17 protein-coding genes are annotated in these 15904 nt (G+C 63.5%); 4 read left to right on the top strand and 13 right to left on the bottom strand.

Going from position 1 to position 15904, the window contains the following annotated elements:
• Window positions 1–5 precede the first annotated feature (5 nt).
• From HU773_RS11530 to HU773_RS11515, 4 genes are read right to left on the bottom strand one after another with little or no spacing between them, the layout of a single operon-like run.
• Window positions 6–722: an ABC transporter ATP-binding protein gene (locus tag HU773_RS11530; RefSeq protein ID WP_186626125.1), complete on the bottom strand. Its 717-nt coding sequence runs from the start codon at window positions 720–722 to the stop codon at window positions 6–8.
• Window positions 715–1488, bottom strand: a complete 774-nt coding sequence (locus HU773_RS11525; protein ID WP_029292970.1) for an ABC transporter ATP-binding protein — start codon at window positions 1486–1488, stop codon at window positions 715–717. Before HU773_RS11525 ends, HU773_RS11530 begins: the two co-directional genes overlap by 8 nt.
• Window positions 1485–2585: an ABC transporter permease subunit gene (locus HU773_RS11520; RefSeq protein ID WP_186626124.1), complete on the bottom strand. Its 1101-nt coding sequence runs from the start codon at window positions 2583–2585 to the stop codon at window positions 1485–1487. Before HU773_RS11520 ends, HU773_RS11525 begins: the two co-directional genes overlap by 4 nt.
• Complete coding sequence (locus tag HU773_RS11515; RefSeq protein ID WP_057438696.1) at window positions 2582–3529, bottom strand: branched-chain amino acid ABC transporter permease; 948 nt, start codon at window positions 3527–3529, stop codon at window positions 2582–2584. The genes HU773_RS11520 and HU773_RS11515 overlap by 4 nt, the downstream gene beginning before the upstream one ends.
• A 198-nt stretch (window positions 3530–3727) precedes the next feature.
• On the opposite strand from HU773_RS11515, the gene HU773_RS11510 reads away from it, so the two are divergent.
• The 4 genes from HU773_RS11510 to HU773_RS11495 all read left to right on the top strand — a co-directional run bounded on the left by HU773_RS11510 (window position 3728) and on the right by HU773_RS11495 (window position 6406).
• The gene (locus HU773_RS11510; protein WP_057959883.1) at window positions 3728–4633 is read left to right on the top strand and encodes a LysR substrate-binding domain-containing protein; all 906 of its coding nucleotides are present in this window, start codon (window positions 3728–3730) and stop codon (window positions 4631–4633) included.
• 229 nt (window positions 4634–4862) lie between these two features.
• Window positions 4863–5315 (top strand): thiol-disulfide oxidoreductase DCC family protein, encoded by a 453-nt coding sequence (locus HU773_RS11505; protein WP_057959884.1) that lies wholly within the window; start codon window positions 4863–4865, stop codon window positions 5313–5315.
• Between the two features lie 67 nt (window positions 5316–5382).
• A complete protein-coding gene (locus tag HU773_RS11500; protein WP_057959888.1) occupies window positions 5383–5811 on the top strand; it encodes a hypothetical protein in 429 nt (142 codons plus the stop codon).
• Window positions 5812–5962: 151 nt separating this feature from the next.
• Window positions 5963–6406, top strand: coding sequence for a hypothetical protein (locus HU773_RS11495; protein ID WP_186626123.1), 444 nt, complete (start codon window positions 5963–5965; stop codon window positions 6404–6406).
• Between the two features lie 104 nt (window positions 6407–6510).
• Here HU773_RS11495 and HU773_RS11490 read toward each other — a convergent pair whose 3' ends face one another.
• The 9 genes from HU773_RS11490 to HU773_RS11450 are packed head-to-tail and all read right to left on the bottom strand — an operon-like array spanning window position 6511 to window position 15887.
• Window positions 6511–7488, bottom strand: a complete 978-nt coding sequence (locus HU773_RS11490) for a LysR substrate-binding domain-containing protein (protein ID WP_186626122.1) — start codon at window positions 7486–7488, stop codon at window positions 6511–6513.
• A 51-nt stretch (window positions 7489–7539) separates the two neighbouring features.
• Window positions 7540–8469: a peptidylprolyl isomerase gene (locus HU773_RS11485; RefSeq protein WP_169990490.1), complete on the bottom strand. Its 930-nt coding sequence runs from the start codon at window positions 8467–8469 to the stop codon at window positions 7540–7542.
• A complete protein-coding gene (locus HU773_RS11480) occupies window positions 8466–8942 on the bottom strand; it encodes a YbjN domain-containing protein (RefSeq protein WP_057959892.1) in 477 nt (158 codons plus the stop codon). The genes HU773_RS11485 and HU773_RS11480 overlap by 4 nt, the downstream gene beginning before the upstream one ends.
• Window positions 8943–8964: 22 nt before the next feature.
• Window positions 8965–9591 (bottom strand): hypothetical protein, encoded by a 627-nt coding sequence (locus HU773_RS11475; protein ID WP_057438705.1) that lies wholly within the window; start codon window positions 9589–9591, stop codon window positions 8965–8967.
• 17 nt (window positions 9592–9608) lie between these two features.
• Window positions 9609–11300: a putative porin gene (locus tag HU773_RS11470; RefSeq protein ID WP_057959893.1), complete on the bottom strand. Its 1692-nt coding sequence runs from the start codon at window positions 11298–11300 to the stop codon at window positions 9609–9611.
• Window positions 11301–11340: 40 nt separating this feature from the next.
• Window positions 11341–12045, bottom strand: coding sequence for an energy transducer TonB family protein (locus HU773_RS11465; RefSeq protein WP_169990487.1), 705 nt, complete (start codon window positions 12043–12045; stop codon window positions 11341–11343).
• On the bottom strand, window positions 12042–12461 hold the full coding sequence (locus HU773_RS11460) for an ExbD/TolR family protein (RefSeq protein WP_128593771.1): 420 nt from the start codon (window positions 12459–12461) through the stop codon (window positions 12042–12044). The genes HU773_RS11465 and HU773_RS11460 overlap by 4 nt, the downstream gene beginning before the upstream one ends.
• Before the next feature lie 11 nt (window positions 12462–12472).
• A complete protein-coding gene (locus HU773_RS11455; protein ID WP_186626121.1) occupies window positions 12473–14272 on the bottom strand; it encodes a DUF2341 domain-containing protein in 1800 nt (599 codons plus the stop codon).
• Between the two features lie 25 nt (window positions 14273–14297).
• The gene (locus HU773_RS11450; protein WP_057438710.1) at window positions 14298–15887 is read right to left on the bottom strand and encodes a ShlB/FhaC/HecB family hemolysin secretion/activation protein; all 1590 of its coding nucleotides are present in this window, start codon (window positions 15885–15887) and stop codon (window positions 14298–14300) included.
• Window positions 15888–15904: the final 17 nt, after the last annotated feature.

Below are 15904 nucleotides of genomic sequence, written 5' to 3'. Positions count from 1 at the left end.
TGGGGTTATTCACCGAGGTAGGCACTGCGCACCTCGGGGTGGTCGAGCAATTGCGCGCTGGCGCCACTGAGGCTGATGCGCCCGGTGTCCATCACATAGGCGCGGTCAGTCACTTGCAGCGCAAGGCGCGCATTCTGCTCTACCAGCAGCAGGGTCATGCCCTGGCGGCAGACATCATCAATCACCTGGAACAGCTTTTCGACCATGATCGGCGCCAGGCCCATGGATGGCTCGTCGAGCACCAGCAACCGCGGCTTGGACAGCAGCGCACGGGCCAGGGCGAGCATCTGCTGCTCGCCCCCGGAGAGCAAGCCGGCCGATTGCTGCAAGCGTTCTTCCAGGCGCGGGAAGTGCTCGAACAACTGGCGGATTTCCAGGTTCACCTGGTGCGGGTCGCGGCGCAGGAACGCCCCGGCCTGGAGGTTTTCCAGCACGCTCATGCGCGCAAAAATGCCGCGCCCTTCGGGCACCATGGTGATGCCCAGGGTCAGGCGCTCATGGGGCGCCAGGCTGAGGATCGAGCGCCCGGCAAAGCGGATCTGCCCCGCAGCGGCCGGCAGCAACCCGGTCAGGGCCTTGAGGCTGGAGCTTTTGCCGGCGCCATTGGCACCGATCAGCGTCACCCGTTCGCCTTCATTGATATGCAGGTCCAGGGACTTGACCGCCTCGATGGCGCCGTAGCGCACCTTCAGGCCGTCAATCTGCAACAACGCTTCAGACATGGGCGCCGGCTCCCAGGTAAGCCTGGATCACTTGCGGGTGGCGGCGCACTTCGGCAGGCGCGCCCACGGCGATCACGCGGCCGTAGTCCAGCACGCTGATGCGGTCGCACACGCCCATTACCAGCTTCACGTCATGCTCAATCAGCAGCAGGGTGTGGCCGTCGTCGCGGATCTTTTCCAGCAGGCTGCGCAGCTGCACTTTCTCGCTGGCATTCATCCCGGCAGCCGGCTCGTCGAGGGCCAGCAGGCGCGGCTCGGTGGCCAGGGCGCGGGCAATTTCCAGGCGCCGCTGATGGCCGTAGGACAGGCTGTCGGCGCGGTAGTGGGCAAACCCGGCGAGGCCGACATAAGCCAGCAGGCGATGGGCATGGGCGCGGGTCTGCGCCTCTTCCTCGCGCCCACGCGAGTGCCCGCTCAAGGCCGCCCACACGCCGTTATGGGTGCGCACATGGCGCCCGACCATGACGTTTTCCAAGGCGCTCATGGCGTTGAACAGGCGGATATTCTGGAACGTACGCGCAATGCCGGCGCGGGCCACCTGGTGCACCGCCGTGGGCTGGTACTCCTGGCCGTCGAGTTGAAAGCGCCCGGAATCCGGGGTGTACAGCCCCGTCATCACATTAAAGAAGGTGGTCTTGCCGGCGCCATTGGGCCCGATCAGGCCGTAGATTTCCCCGGCCTCGATACTCAGGCTCACGTCATCGAGCGCAGCCACGCCGCCAAACTGTTTATTGACCTTCTCGATCTGCAATAACGGATGATTCAAGGTGCACCTCCTGTGCGGCTCGGCCAGAGGCCGGCGGGTCGATACAGCATCGCCAGAATCAGCGCCAGGCCGTAAAACAGCTGGCGGATAATCTCCGGGTCCACCAGCACCTGGCCAAACAGCGCCTGCTGCAAGGGGCCCATGCTGGCGCGTAACGCTTCGGGCAGGGCTGCGAGCAACACGCAGCCCAGAATCACCCCGGGGATATGCCCCATGCCGCCGAGCACCACCATGGCCAGCACGGCGATGGACTCGTTGAGGGTGAAGGATTCCGGTGAAACAAAGCCCTGGAACGAGGCAAACAGCGCCCCGCTGATACCGCCGAACGCCGCGCCGATGGCAAATGCCAGCAGCTTCAGGCGCAAGGTATTGAGGCCCATGGCCTGGGCCGCCTCTTCATCCTCGCGGATCGCCATCCAGGCGCGGCCGATGCGCGAGCGCTCAAGGCGAATGCAGGCAAACAGGATCAGCACCACCAGCGCGGCGAACAGGTAGTAATAGAGGTAGACCGAGGGCAAGCGCAGGCCGAACAGTTCCTGGGTACGCCCCAGGTTGACCCCCAGTAGCGTCACCGGGTCGACCTGGGCGATGCCCTTGGGGCCATTGGTGAGGTTCACCGGGCGGTCGAGGTTGCGCAGCAGGATGCGGATGATTTCGCCAAACCCCAGGGTGACGATGGCCAGGTAGTCGCCGCGCAGGCGCAGGGTCGGCGCCCCCAGAATCACGCCTAACCCGGCCGCCAGCAGCGCGGCCAGCGGCAAGATCAGCCAGATCGAGGTGTGCATGCCCTCCGGCAGCAGCGCCAGCAAGGCCGGGAACTGTTGCACCAGATGGGGCGATGACAGCAAGGCCGCCAGGTAGGCGCCCACCGCGTAGAAGGCGATAAAGCCCATGTCCAGCAAACCGGCATAACCCACCACGATATTCAGGCCCAGGGCCAACATGATGTACAGCAGGGCAAAGTCCAGGGTGCGCACCCAGGTATTGCCGCCGGCATGCCCGACAATCCAGGGGGCCAAGACCAGGGCCAGGGCGAACAGCAGCAGCCCCAGGCTGGCGCGTTTGCTCGAAGGGCTCACAGCGGTTGCCAGGCTCATGCGCGGGTCGCCAATCGTTCGCCCAACAACCCCTGGGGCCGCAACACCAGCACCGCGATCAACACGATAAACGCGAACACGTCCTGGTAGTTGCTGCCGAACACACCGTTGGTGGCAGCCCCCAGGTAGCCGGTGCCGAGGGCTTCGATCAGCCCCAGCAGCAGGCCGCCGAGCATCGCGCCCTTGAGGTTGCCGATGCCGCCCAGCACCGCCGCGGTAAACGCTTTGATCCCGGGCAAAAAGCCCATGTAGAAATGCGCGCTGCCATAGTTGCTGGCCATCATGATGCCCGCCAGCGCGGCCAGGGCGCCGCCGATGGCGAAGGTCATGACGATGATGCGGTTCGGGTTGATGCCCATCAGGCTCGCCACTTGCGGGTTCTCGGCCACGGCGCGCATGGCCCGGCCAAAGCGCGTGCGCTCTACCAACAGCAACAACCCGAGCATCAGGCTTAACGCCACGCCAATGGTGGTCAATGCGGTGGCATTGGTCACGGCAGCGTGGGTGGCATCGCCAGCGAGTACTTCGATAGGTTCCAGGGGCAGCAATTGCGGGAACATCTGCGGGTTACGGGTCCAGACCAGCATCGCCACGGTCTGCAACAACAGCGACACGCCGATACCACTGATCAACGGTGCCAGGCGCGGCGCGTTGCGCAAGCGCCGATAGGCAACACGCTCGATCACCACCGCCAGCACCGCACAAAAGGCCATGGCGATCATCGCCGCCGTCAGCAGCAACAGCACCGGCGGCATATCCGGCCAGGCTGCCTGCAGCACGCGGATCACCGACAGGCCCACCAGTGCGCCGATCATCAACACATCGCCATGGGCAAAGTTGATGATGCGCAAAATGCCGTAGACCATGGTGTAACCCAAGGCGACCAACGCGTAGAGACTGCCCGACAGCAAGCCGTTAAGCAGTTGCTGGATAAACGCATCCATGAGAACCATCAACTCCCTTTACAAAAAACGTCGTGGCCAAGGCGCGCCGACTAAAAAGCCCGAGCGCGGAACACTAGTTATTTATTCTGTTTTTATCAAATATCTGAAGGGAATATGGTTATACCAACTACAAAAGCCCCTATACACGGGACCTTTTTGCGCTTTATTTATCTTTTTACTTAGTATTTAATTCAATACATGAATAATTTAGAACAGTTAGCCAACGATCCGCCTCTACGGGCCGTGCGTACTTTCGAGGCCTTTGCCCGCCACGGTGGTGTCAATGCCGCCGCCCGCGAGCTGGGGGTGTCGCCCTCGGCTGTCAGCCATCAGTTGCACTTGCTCGAGAGCTTCCTGCAACAGCCGCTGACGATGCGCCAAGGCCGCAACCTGGGCCTGACCGAAGAAGGCCGCGAGTACTACCGGGCGATTCGCTCGGCATTCGCGGTACTGCGCAGCGCCACCGAACACGTGCGCGAGAAAAGCGCGACACGCCAGGTCACCATCAGCCTGATCCCGATGTTCGCGACCAACCTGTTCATCCCGAGCCTGGCGCAGTTTTTGAGCGCCAACCCGGCGCTGGATATCAACATCACCTACGCCAACCACCGCAGCTACCCCAGCGATGCCGCCGACCTGTCGATCCGCTTCGGCACCGGGCACTGGCCGGGTTATCACAGCGAGCCCCTGATCAGCGGCGCGGTCACGCCGTTCTGCAGCCGCGAATTCCTCCAGCGCCACGGCCCTATCGACAGCCCCCAGGCCCTCAGCGAACTGCCCCTGCTGCACGACGAAGAGCGTGGTACCTGGGGCCAATGGTTCGATGCCGCCGCGATCAGCCACAGCAACACACACAACGGCCTGCTGCTGGAGGACGGCCAGTTGACCCTGGTCGCCACCCGCACCGGCCTGGGCTGCTCGCTGCTGCGCGCGCCGTTGGTGGCGCCACTGGTGGCTACGGGTGAGCTGGTGCAATTGTTTGACCTGCAGGTGGATGACGGTCGCCAGTATTACCTGTGCCGCCGAGCCACCAGCGAGCTGTCGAGCGAGGGCAATAACCTGTATGACTGGATCAAGGACCGCTTGGGCCATAGCCCCGTGTAGGAGCACCTCATGCACGAACGGCATCCCTGTGGCGAGCGGGCTTGCTCGCGCTGGGTCGCGTAGCGGCCCTAAAAATGGGACTGCTGCGCAGTCCAACGCGGGCAAGCCCGCTCGCCACACTTTATTTGTGCTTACCAACTGAACAGCATCGCGTTTTCCGGCCCGTGTATCATCAGTGCGGGCTCGCCGGTATGATCCGAGGCTCCAGAGCCTCATTGGACCCACCCTTATGCCCGGCGCCTTTACCCGCCCCACTCCCGCCCCCTTGCTCAGCCAGGGCGAGACGGTGGTGCTGTTCGACGGGGTCTGCAAACTGTGCAATGGCTGGGTCAGGTTCCTGATCCGCCATGACCGCCACCGGCGTATTCGCCTGGCGGCCGTCCAGTCGCCCGAAGGCCAGGCACTGCTCGCCTGGGCCGGCTTGCCCCTGGATCAATTCGACACCCTGGCGGTGATTCGCGACCAGCACTACTGGGTCCGCTCCAACGCAGTCCTGCAGATCATCGCCCTGCTGCCCATGGCCTGGCGGCCGCTACAGTTGCTGCGGGTACTGCCACGGGTACTTCGTGACTGGGCCTATGACCGCATCGCACGTAACCGCTATCGGCTTTTTGGCCGGTACGACAGCTGCCTGCTGCCCGATCCTGATCATGCGCAACGCTTCTTGAAAACCCCGCGATGAGTACGGATCGTGCTGGTATGATGCCGCGCTTTGAAAAACCAGCTGTAGACCTGCGAGGAAATGCACCTTGAGTAACGACGCAAAAATGACCGGCGACCTGTTCGAAGTGGACAAGCGCCTGTCGCTCAAACCCGTGGTGGACTTCAATAGCTACCTGCAGGCGGCTTTTGGTGATGGCCCTTGCACCTGCACGCGCTGCGTGGCCAGCGCGGGTGACGAGAAAGGCTACGAGTATCAGCACAGCTTCGACTTCCAGGGCCAGGTAACCCACCGCCGCTTTGCGCTGACCGCTGGCAGCGATGTGTTGCAGATGCTGAAGAAAGCCTGGCTGTCGTACACCAAGGCGGAACTGCCGGGTCACGGCGAGCTGGCGTTGGACACGGTAAAGGAGTTTGTCGAACCGCAGTTGCACAAGCGTCTGCTGCCGTTGTTGCTGGCCAGCGGGTTGGTCAAGGATGTCGAGGGTGGGTTGCACATTCAGCCTGTAGTCGCCTAGGGACCGACCCGGGATACACGCGCCCGGAACGACACCAGACCACTGAAACGATTTACTGTTAATAGTGACAGTAGATCCCTGGTACTCCTCAAGTTATTAATTAACCGTAAAGCCTCTACGAACGGTTTAAATCAACTCTGAGGATTCACTAATGCCAACCCCCCAACCGCACAATACAACCGGCCATTTAACAGCGGACATTGATGGCCGCGCCTACACCGCCGAGTCTGTTTCACTTAACCTTTATAGTTCATCCATTATTGCCGGCGGTCCGGTTGAAGGTATCTTGAAAGAGGGGATTTTCTTTACTTTCCCGGACCACATCAAGCCGGGCACATACGAAATGAACAGGGATACCCTTGTAGGTGCCTGGTACAACCCAGGGCAGAATCAGAATAGCTGGTACGCTGACAACAACGATGAGGACAAGATGGAGGTTATCTCTGTTTCATTGACAGCCGAGCCTTCATTAGAAATTTCTTTCAAGTTTTTTGCGGTCAATTCTGCGGACACGCAACAGCGTAAAAGAATTATCGGCGTCGCGAAGTTCGAAGGCGCCTCGCAACAAGGTACGGTGCAATACAAGACTCAATAACACTATGAGCGCCCAAGTCTGTCTATCGCTGGAATATCCCATTTGTAAAAAGGGCTGCGCTTATTAGCGCTTGCCCTTTTTATTGTTCGCGCCATTGAGCGGCGTCAGCCAAACCACTCCCGCCGCTCCTCAAAGGTGTTGACCACCATTGCCACAATCATCTGCACCTCCTGTGGATACGCCGCCGCGGCATTGACCGCCATCCACACCTGGCGCTGCATGTCCTGGGCAAACAAGCCCGGCAACGCCATCAAGCCCCGGTCGAAACAACTCATGTAACGCGGCAGCAAGCCAATGCACGCGCTGCAGCGGATCATCTCCAGCATCAGCGGATACGCCTGCACCTGCACCACCCCCGCCAAGCGCTGTTGCACCACTCGGTTCCACGGCGCCAATGCCTCGACCAAGCCGTCAGGCTGCCATTGCACCAGCATGTAGTCCGCCAAGTCATCCACACTGTCCGGGCGTGCGGCCAGGCGTGAGTAGCGTTTGGCGATATGCGGCAGGTAATCCAGGCAGGCCAGTGCCTGCGGTGGATGGGTCGCAAAGCCCGGCCCCGGCTGCGGCGAGTCGACGCCCGCCAGCCACAGCACCACGTCGGCTTCCACTGTCTGCACGGCCTGCGGACTGTCGATACAGACAATCTCCAGGCGCACACTGGCATTGCGGCGCAGCAGGGAGATCAGGTCGCGCCCGAGGATGTCATGCAGGATGGTCTCGGCCACTGCCAGCCGAATCAACGGTTGTTCCTGCACCGGCACCCGCCGTTCATTGGCCAGGGTCACCAGCCGCGCCTGGAGCTGCAGGCCGTCACGGCTCAGCGCCAGGACATTGCCCTGGTAGCTGAACAGTGAACGGCGCATCTGTGCTTCCAGTAGCGCCAGGCGTTTGCGCAGCAATGTGGCCTTGATGTTCAGGCTGCGGGCCGCCTGCATGAAACAGCCGCAGCGGGCGCTGATCAGGAAGTAGCGCGCCACCTCCGGGTCGATGCCCGCAGCCAGGGCCAGCCAGGCTTCCCGGGGTTCGCCGGGCGCGCGGTAAGGCGTCATGCCGTGGGGTGCTGCAGGTTCTAGATAGTCCATGGGGGGAACTCCCTGTCTTATTGGGTCTGTGCATCCATGCGTACAGCCTGTTTATTCCAGTACTTTGTTCAGTTGCGCCCCGTCGATGCTCAAGGTCGCGGTGTTGAGCATGCCCTCCAGATAGGCCTTGGCGATCTGCTCCTGGCGCTGGGCGCGCAGGGCCTCGGTCAGGCGTGGGCGCAGTTCGTCGAGGCTGGCGGTGCGCGCCGGTTGGTGCTCGGTCAACTTGAGCACATGAAACCCCGCCGCGCTGTGCACCGCATCCGATACCGCACCCGGCTTGAGCCGCGCGACCACGTTGCGCACCTCTGGTACCAGTTGCTGCAAGGGTTGCAGGCCCGAATCACCGCCGCGCCCGGCGCTGCCGGCGTCCTGGGAGTGCTGGCTGGCCAGCTCGGCAAACTCCGCCGGGGCCGCCTGGGCCCGGCGGCTCAGTTCCTGGGCCTGGCGCCGCACGGCCTCGGCATTTTGCGGGTTGTCCACGGCGAGGAAGATCTGGCTGACCCGGTACAGCGGCGGTGTCATCCACTGGGCCTTGCCGCTGTCATAGGCCTGCTGCAACTCGGCGGCGCTGGGGTAGTCGGCCGGCACCTGGCTGACCGACAGCAGGTAGTCGCGAAACACGATCTGCTCGGTGGCGGCGCGGGTCTGTTGCTCGACGTCCGGGCGTTGCCGCCAGCCCTGGGCATCGGCCTGTTCGAGCACGGCCTTTTGCGCCAGGCGCGAGCGGATCCAGGTTTCCAGGGCACCCCGATTGGCGCGCAACTGCTCGCGCGATTCGGCCGGCAAGGTGGCCAGCAATGCCTGCAGTTCCGTCACGGCCACCTGTTGATTGCCCAGGCGTGCCACCGCCGGGCCCTCTGCGCCGATCACCGGGGCCGGTTGCTGGGCCGCGACCGGGTCGCTGCCCGAGCGCAGGCCCAAGCCCACCGCCACCCCCAACAGGGCCAGCGCAGCTACCACCAGGGTTGGTTTTTTCACAGCGCCGGCGCCTCTTCGCGGGTTTCAACCTCAGGTACACCCTGGGCTTGCAGGTGCGCGGCGGTCTGGCTGTATTCACGCAGGTAGACGATAAATTCCTGCAACAGCCGATCCCACAACTCCAATTGGCTGCGCAGGTACAGGGCACCGACGCCAGCCACCATCACGTCCATCTCCATCAGCAGGAACTCCCCCTGCACCGACAGCCGGGCAAAGCGCCGCGAGGTGTTCCAGACCGGGGCCAGGCCTGCGGGCAACTCGCCCTGGACCCGCAGCGCGCAACTGTAGGTGAAATCCACATAGGCGCCCTGCTCCGCCGCCGGGTTGCCGAAGCGCACGGCAAAACCGATGCCCTGGCTGGCGCTGAGCAGTTGCACGATGCCGTTCTGCTCGCTCTGGTTGACCCGGTAGCCGGCCTCTTGCAGCAACTCGGTCAGGCGCTGGGGGGTCACGCTGCTCATCAATTCGCTCATGGTTAACTTCTTCCTTGGTTGATCAGTGATTAAGCGCCGCCTGGGGCGCATCGAAACGGCTGTTGTACAGGCCATCGCCAAAACCCTGGGCCAGTTCTTCGAACTTGACCCGCGCGCCGCTGGCGAACGGTTGGCGAATGCTCATGACCTCGGCCACGTCGATTTTTTCGTAGGCCGCGAGCAACGCTTGGGCCACGCCATACATCTGTTGATTCTTGGCTGAACATTGCTGCACTTGTGTGTCACGTTCAGCCAGTTGCGCCTGCAGGCGCGCGCGCTCGGTTTCTTTGCCACGGGCCAGCACCAGCAGGTCGTCATACGCCTTCTTGAACTTGCCGGTCTGCTCGGCACTCGCCGCCACTTGCGCCTGGGCTTGGCTGTGCAGGCTCTGCTGCTGGCCGGCCAGTTGCTCGGCCACGCCTCGGGCCTTGTCCAGCTCCAGGCTCAACTGCTTGATCTGCACCTGGGCCTGCTTGGCCTGGTTTTCGGCGGCAATCCGTGCAGCGGCGGCCTGGGCCTGTTCGCTTTGCAGTGCCTGCAGCTGCGCGGTGGTGCTGCGCAACTGGGTGCGCAGGCGCTCCTCCATGCCTTCGGCCGAGGCGCCGGTGGCGACCAGGGCCAGGACCAGTCCGCAAATTCGCATGTTCATGGGTATCTCCCGGCGCGTCAGAAGCGCGTATTCAGTTCCAGTTGCATCACATCGACTTCAAACGGCGCGCCATACACCTCTGAGGCGCTCAGCCAACGGGCGCTGGCGTAGATGTTCTTGTCGATGCCGTAGTTGCCGCCAATGAAGTAGCCCTTGGCGTTGGTGCCGCCGAGGTGGAAGGACGAGTCGTTGAAGCCATCCGGCAAGGCATCCGGCTGGATGTACTTGTAGCCAGCCAACAGGTTCCAGTCGCCGGCCTTTTTCATCTCCAGGGCACTGCCGAGGGTGAACTGAACCATCAGCGCATTGCCGCCACTTTCAAACTGGCCCTTGCTGTTGATGTTGTTGACGATCTCGCCTTCGCTGCGCTTGAGCATTTCGCCCTTGTCGTAGGCTAGGTTGTGAATGAAGTTGGCCTGGCTGCGCAGCCTGAAGTCTTGAGGCAGTTCGCTGTCCCACACCAGGTTCAGGTCCAGCACATCGAACTTGGAGGCCAGGCCCACGTATTGCGGTTGCGGGGTCAGGCCCGGGGTTGCCGGGTTGGCGTTGATATTGCGCAGCAGGAATACGCTGTTGCCCTTTTGCATAAAGGCCACGCGCGAGCCGTCGGTGTCGCAGCCCGGCGCGCCGGCCCATGGCGAGCAAGGGCTGGAGCGCTGGCCTTCGATGTCGTCGAAGCGGTAGTAGGCCAATGCGCCCTTGAGGCTGTTGCTGCGGTTGATCTTCCAGTTGGCGCCGATCTGCCCGCCGAACAGCCATTTGGTGTCGCTGTCTTCCTTGTCGAAACCGTTGCTGCTGGCGGTGTCGGAGGTGTACTCCACCGGGAACGCGCCCAGCGTGCCGAACAGGCCCCATTCGTTGTTGAGGCTGTGGTTGAAGATCGCCGCCACGCCGTCGAAGTTGAGGTCGCTGGAGTACATCAGGTCGGTGGAATAGAACGGGTTGGCGATCCGCCCGCCCGTCAGGGTCAGGTCCTGGGTGGCCTTCCAGGTCAGGTAGCCCTGGTCGAGCCAGATATCTTTCTTGCCAAAGCCGCCGCCCAGGGTCTGGGTGGTGGACACCGGGTTGTTGTCGGAGCCGGTGCCGATGCGGATGCCTGCGGTCCATTCCGGCGAAATGATCGCCTTCATCCCCAGGCGTGCGCGTAGGCGGAACAGGTTCTCGCGGTCTTCACGGGTGTTGAGCAATGGCGGCAGGCGGGTGTTGGTGTCTTTGTTAACGTCGTAGGGACCGTTCTCGTTGAGCTTGGCGTAATCGACGATTTCGTTGCTGTTGTTGCCAGAGAAGAACCGCGACTCGTCACGCAGGCGGATATCGCCATCGAAGCTGATACGCGAGACCCAATCCGGGAAGGTGTTGGGCTGGGCCCAGTTTTCCTGCTTGGCAGTGGCCATGACTTCGGCCTTGACCTGGTCGCGGATCTGATCACGCACGGCGGCCGGCACGTACTGCACCCGCACATCCCCAGGGGCCGCCGCAGGCCCGGTGGCGGCCACTGCGGTCTGGCGCGCCTGCACCGCCTCTTTCTCGGCCTGGGCGATCAGCCCCTCGGCCTGTTCCTGCTTGAGCACACCTTGCTGCACCAGCAGGCGGATCAGGTTGATCGTGGCGTTTTCCGAAGGCCCGGCCGGGGCGGCCGTTGCCTGGCCGACCAGGGTCGCGATGACCATGCCGACCGCCAGGGTCACTCGATTCACGTGGGAAATCATCTGCACACAACTCCTGTAGAAAACTGCAAAAAAGGTTGGCTCACTCCGGGCGTCGGCCCTTGAGGGACAGGCGCACCGGCAACGTCAGGGAGGCCGGTGTGCGTTCTTTCAAACGGGGCGTGGCCCGCAGTGCCGCCAGTACCTGGGCGTCGGTGTCGGCATCGCCGCTGGACTGGGCCAGCTCTACACGCGTGACCTCGCCATCGCCGCTCAGCCACAGGTCGGCCTGCACCGCATAGGCCTTCTTGCGCAACTCCGGGTCTTCGCGCAGCAGGCGCTGGAACACCCCGGCCAGGTACTGCTTGAACGTGCCCGTGCCCAGGCCGCCCCCACCGGAGCCGGCCATGCCGCCGCCCTTGCCGGCCCCCACGTTGAAACCGTCGTTACCGGCCTGGGCATCACCGTCGATCTGCATCGGGTTGGCCAGGTCGTCGGCGGGACTCGGGGGTGCCTCTTGCTCCGGCTTGATCTCCTCCGGCGCAGGTGTGGGCTCAGGCTCGGGGATCTTTTCCTCGACCTGGGGCTCGGGCTCCTTGGGCGGTTCCGGGGGCGGCGGCGGTGGTGGCGGCAACGGGATAATCATCGGCACCTTGGGCGCTTCGCGGCGCACGCCGCTCATGTCATTGGCCCACTGCCACAGGAACCACGCGGCCACGGCGCCCACCAGCAGGCCGGCGCCCCACTTCAGCGGGCGCAGCGGCGACTTCTTCACGGGCGTGGGTGGGATCGGCATCTGTGCGGTCATGATGGTTTGCCAGTGACCAGGCCGACCTGGGACAGCTCCAGGCGGCGCAGCAAATCAAGCACCTCGATGACCTTCTGGTACTGCACCGTGGCATCGCCGCGCACAATCACCGGAAACTCCGGGTTCAGGGCCTTCTCGATACGCAGGCGTTCTTCCAGTTCCCCCAGGGTTACCGGGTAGGCGTCGAGGAATACCTGGCCGCCGTCATTCACCGAAATCGCCTTGGTCTTGGCCTCGGACAACGACACCGAGGCGCTGGCCTTGGGCAAGTGGATCTGGATCCCCGAGACCTGGGCCGTGGCGGTGAGGATAAACATCACCAGCACCACCATCAGCACGTCCACCAGGGGCGTGATGTTGATGTTGTCGACGGCGGCGTCTTCGTCATCGTCGTGGGAGGCATTCACAGAAGCCATGCTGATTCTCCTCAGGCCGGTACGTGGGCTGGCTGGGCGCGCCGATGCCCGGCTTCGCTGGACTGGCTCTCGCCGTGCATCTCGGCCAGGCGGGTGATGAACTCATCGACGAACACCCGCATGTCGGCACTGACCTCCTTGTTGCGGGTGATCAGGCGGTTGTAGCCAAACAGTGCGGGGATCGCGACAAACAGGCCCATGGCGGTGGCCAGCAACGCAGCAGCCATGCCCGGGGCGATCGCATTGATGTTCACGTCGCCGGCCATGGCCGTGCCGAGGAACACCACCATGATCCCCAGCACCGTACCGAGCAGGCCGATATACGGGCCGCCGGCAATGGCGTTGGACAGGGTCGAGAGCTTGGCGCTGAGCTGCTGGTTTTCCCGGGTGCGCACGCCGTCCATGGAGCAACGGATGGCTTCGATGGTGGCTGCCGAGACCGAGCTGGTGTCGGCGCCCTGGGCGCGGCGGGTGCGGATTTCCTGGACGGCGACGCGGTACAGGCGCCATAACGACGAGTGGCTGAGGCGCTCGGCCAGGATCTGGTCGTCGTAGTACATCTCCAGGCGGGTGCCGATCTGCGCGAACTGCTCGCGGAAGATCTCGTTGGCACTGCTGACGCGGCTGACCATGCGGTTCTTGCGGAGCATGATGACCCACGACTGGACCATCATCGCCACCAGCACCAGGATGATCACCCAGGCGTCGATAGGCACGGCCTTGAGCAAAAAGCCCAGGCTGCCGAAACCAAAGCCCGACTGTTCTTCATCCACGCCATAGGCCAGCAGTTTCGACTCAGAACCCTGGGCGCTGGCATCGGCCAACAACGCCCCCGCCGGGCGTGCGACTTTGGACAGGCGCAGCTCATCCATCGCCCCGGCAAAGGGCAGCAGGCCGCCGGTGGACTCCGGCAGGTCGGCGCCAATGGCCAGCTGGGAATTGAACGCCGGCATCGCCAGCGCCAGGGTCGCGGTTTCGCGGCCGTTGACATACAGGGTCACGGCGTTGCCAGCGGCCGTAAAGGCCAGGTGTTGCCATTGGCCGGGGTTCAGCGGCTGGGTCGATACCGCACGCTGGCCGTCGATCTCGACAAACGGCATGCCCTGGTTCAGGCCCAGCACCAGGCTGCTGCTGCCTTCACGGCGGGCCAGCACCACTTGCTCACCGGCGGCCTGGTCCAGGCGCAGCCAGGCACTGAAAGTAAAGGCGCCGCTGGCGGTGTGTTGCAACGACGGACTGGCCGGCAACAGCAACGGCTGGCCGCTGAACTGCAAGGCCCGCCCGATCACGCCGTCGATGCTCGCACCGGTGGCGTTCAGCGCGGTGTTGCCATAGGCCGTGGTGTCACGGGCCGGCGTGCCGTTGGCGCCCTCGAAATGGTAGAGCGCGGTGTAGCTCGGATCGAACGTCAGTTGGCCGTTGCCGGTCGCCGGGGCCTTGTCGTTGCCGTAGTACATCCACAGGTCCTGACGCTGGCCGCCCTCGATCTTGGGCACATCGACCCAGATCAACGCCATGCCCATCAGCGGGTCGAAGCTCTCGATCTGGTGATTGAACACGGTCTTGTCGTCGGCGCTGACAAAACGCAGGTCGGCGCCGTCTTCCTTGACCCCGTCGAAGGTGAAGTTGCCGGTGTGCAAGCGCACCAGCAAGGCAGTACGGCCCAGCGCCTGATTGATCGCGGCGCCTTGGGGGGTGGTGTCCAGCGAGATCTGTTTACGGTAGTGCCAGTCGTCCTGCCACCAGGCTTGGGCGGTGGCCGGGAGCACGAAGCCCAGGCAGATCAACAGGCTCAGAAATAGGCGTTGCATGTGAAGGGTTCTCCGGAAAAAAGGGTCAGAAAGTCGCCTGCACACTGAAGTGCAGTCGCGAGTCCTGTTTCTGGGTGTTCGGTCCATCGAGCAGCGGGTAGCCCCAATCCAGGCTGCCGGACAACCACTTGCTCAAACTGGCACGGGTGCCGAGGCCGACGCTGGCCAGGCTGTATTCGTCTTCCTGCTCGGGCAGCGGGTCATGCAGGCGCAGGCGCGCGCCTTCGGCAAACGCGTAGAAGCGCCACTCCTGCACATAGCTGCCGAGGAACTTGGCCAGGGATGGCGTACGCAATTCCTGGGAGAGCAAGTAGCCCTCATCCCCGGTGCGTTCGGCGGCCAGGTAGCCACGGATCGACGTGGCGCCACCGGCCGAATACTGCTCGTTGGAGACCAGCGGGCCAGACGCCAGTTGGAACGCGGTCTTGGTCGCCGACTGCCAGTCGCCGGTGAAGGTGTAGGTGTAATTCAGGTCGCCCTTGAGCACGGCAAAGCTGGGGCTGGCCTGGTCGCGTTTGTACTGGAATTCTTCGGCGTCGCTGCCGTAGCCAAAAAACGCACGGGTGCCGACCACCAGGTTCAGGCCCAGGCCCAGTTGCGCCTGCTCGGTGTAGCGGTAGCCGTTGTAGCCGAAGGTCAGCGGCGCGTACTTGAGCGGGATCTGGTCGCGGCTGGCGCCGAACTGCATCTGCTCCTCGAAGTCCTTGAAGTCCACCCCCACCGATAACGAGTTGGCCCAGACACCACTGGCCGGCAGGTTGTAGATCGCCGAGACGCCGTAGGAGTGCCCCTTGCCCAGCACGTTGCTGCCGCCGATGGTGGCGATATTGCTGTCGGACTGATAACCGGAGAACTGCACGGTCCAGCGCTCGTTGAGCGGCGCGCTGTAGGCGCCGGACCAGACCTTGGCGTTTTCGCTGTCCTGGGGCGCAGTAAAGAAGGTCAGGGACACGCTGTGGCCCAGTTGCCAGAGGTTGTCGTAGCCCAGGGTCGCGACACTGCGCAGCTTCTCGGTGTCGGCACTGTAGTCGTTGTTCAGGCCGAGGCTGGCGTGCCAGGGGTTCTGGTCCTCCACTTGCAGGTCCACATCCATGGTGCCGGGGCGCTGGCCCTCGCGCACCAGCGGCGTGACCTGGCGCCCTGCCCCGCGATTGAGGCCGGCGAGCTGGGTCTGCACCGTGGCAAAATCCGGCACCGCCCCCTCCTTCAGCGCCGAAACTTCTTCGCGGATCTCTACCGGCGAATAGTGCTTGGCCCCCACCACCCGCACTCGGCCGACCTTGGTCTCGCTGACTTGCAGGTAGACGATGCCGTCATCGACCTTCTGCTCGGGCAACTCGACAAACACCGACTGATAACCGCGCGCCTGGTAGATCTTCTGCAAGGCATCGCGGGCGCCTTCGATATCGCTCAAGGTCTTTTGCGGGCCCAGGAACGGGTACACCGCCTCTTCGATCGCCCGAGCGTCGAGCACCGTATTGCCGCGCACAAAGTACTCATTGACGTCCACCCGCCGCACCGCGGCCTCGGACGCGCCACCTGGCTCATCGGCTGACACCGGCAGCGCCAGTGTCAGCCAGCACAGCGCCAGCGTTGATTTGAACAGATGCGTCACACCGCCCCCTGGATTAC

This window comes from Pseudomonas shahriarae, from assembly GCF_014268455.2.
GTDB classification, from domain to species: Bacteria; Pseudomonadota; Gammaproteobacteria; order Pseudomonadales; family Pseudomonadaceae; genus Aquipseudomonas; species Aquipseudomonas shahriarae.
The sequence above is the reverse complement of the archived record's forward strand: the minus strand, read 5'-3'. Positions and strand labels throughout refer to the sequence as shown.

What these genes read in the sequence shown, in the direction of transcription:
- HU773_RS11465 (WP_169990487.1), bottom strand. Translation starts at nt 12,045, where the DNA reads ATGACCGCACAGATGCCGATCCCACCCACGCCCGTGAAGAAGTCGCCG.
- HU773_RS11505 (WP_057959884.1), top strand. Translation starts at nt 4,863, where the DNA reads ATGCCCGGCGCCTTTACCCGCCCCACTCCCGCCCCCTTGCTCAGCCAG.
- HU773_RS11515 (WP_057438696.1), bottom strand. Translation starts at nt 3,529, where the DNA reads ATGGATGCGTTTATCCAGCAACTGCTTAACGGCTTGCTGTCGGGCAGT.
- HU773_RS11510 (WP_057959883.1), top strand. Translation starts at nt 3,728, where the DNA reads ATGAATAATTTAGAACAGTTAGCCAACGATCCGCCTCTACGGGCCGTG.
- HU773_RS11470 (WP_057959893.1), bottom strand. Translation starts at nt 11,300, where the DNA reads ATGATTTCCCACGTGAATCGAGTGACCCTGGCGGTCGGCATGGTCATC.
- HU773_RS11495 (WP_186626123.1), top strand. Translation starts at nt 5,963, where the DNA reads ATGCCAACCCCCCAACCGCACAATACAACCGGCCATTTAACAGCGGAC.
- HU773_RS11520 (WP_186626124.1), bottom strand. Translation starts at nt 2,585, where the DNA reads ATGAGCCTGGCAACCGCTGTGAGCCCTTCGAGCAAACGCGCCAGCCTG.
- HU773_RS11460 (WP_128593771.1), bottom strand. Translation starts at nt 12,461, where the DNA reads ATGGCTTCTGTGAATGCCTCCCACGACGATGACGAAGACGCCGCCGTC.
- HU773_RS11490 (WP_186626122.1), bottom strand. Translation starts at nt 7,488, where the DNA reads ATGGACTATCTAGAACCTGCAGCACCCCACGGCATGACGCCTTACCGC.
- HU773_RS11475 (WP_057438705.1), bottom strand. Translation starts at nt 9,591, where the DNA reads ATGAACATGCGAATTTGCGGACTGGTCCTGGCCCTGGTCGCCACCGGC.
- HU773_RS11530 (WP_186626125.1), bottom strand. Translation starts at nt 722, where the DNA reads ATGTCTGAAGCGTTGTTGCAGATTGACGGCCTGAAGGTGCGCTACGGC.
- HU773_RS11480 (WP_057959892.1), bottom strand. Translation starts at nt 8,942, where the DNA reads ATGAGCGAATTGATGAGCAGCGTGACCCCCCAGCGCCTGACCGAGTTG.
- HU773_RS11455 (WP_186626121.1), bottom strand. Translation starts at nt 14,272, where the DNA reads ATGCAACGCCTATTTCTGAGCCTGTTGATCTGCCTGGGCTTCGTGCTC.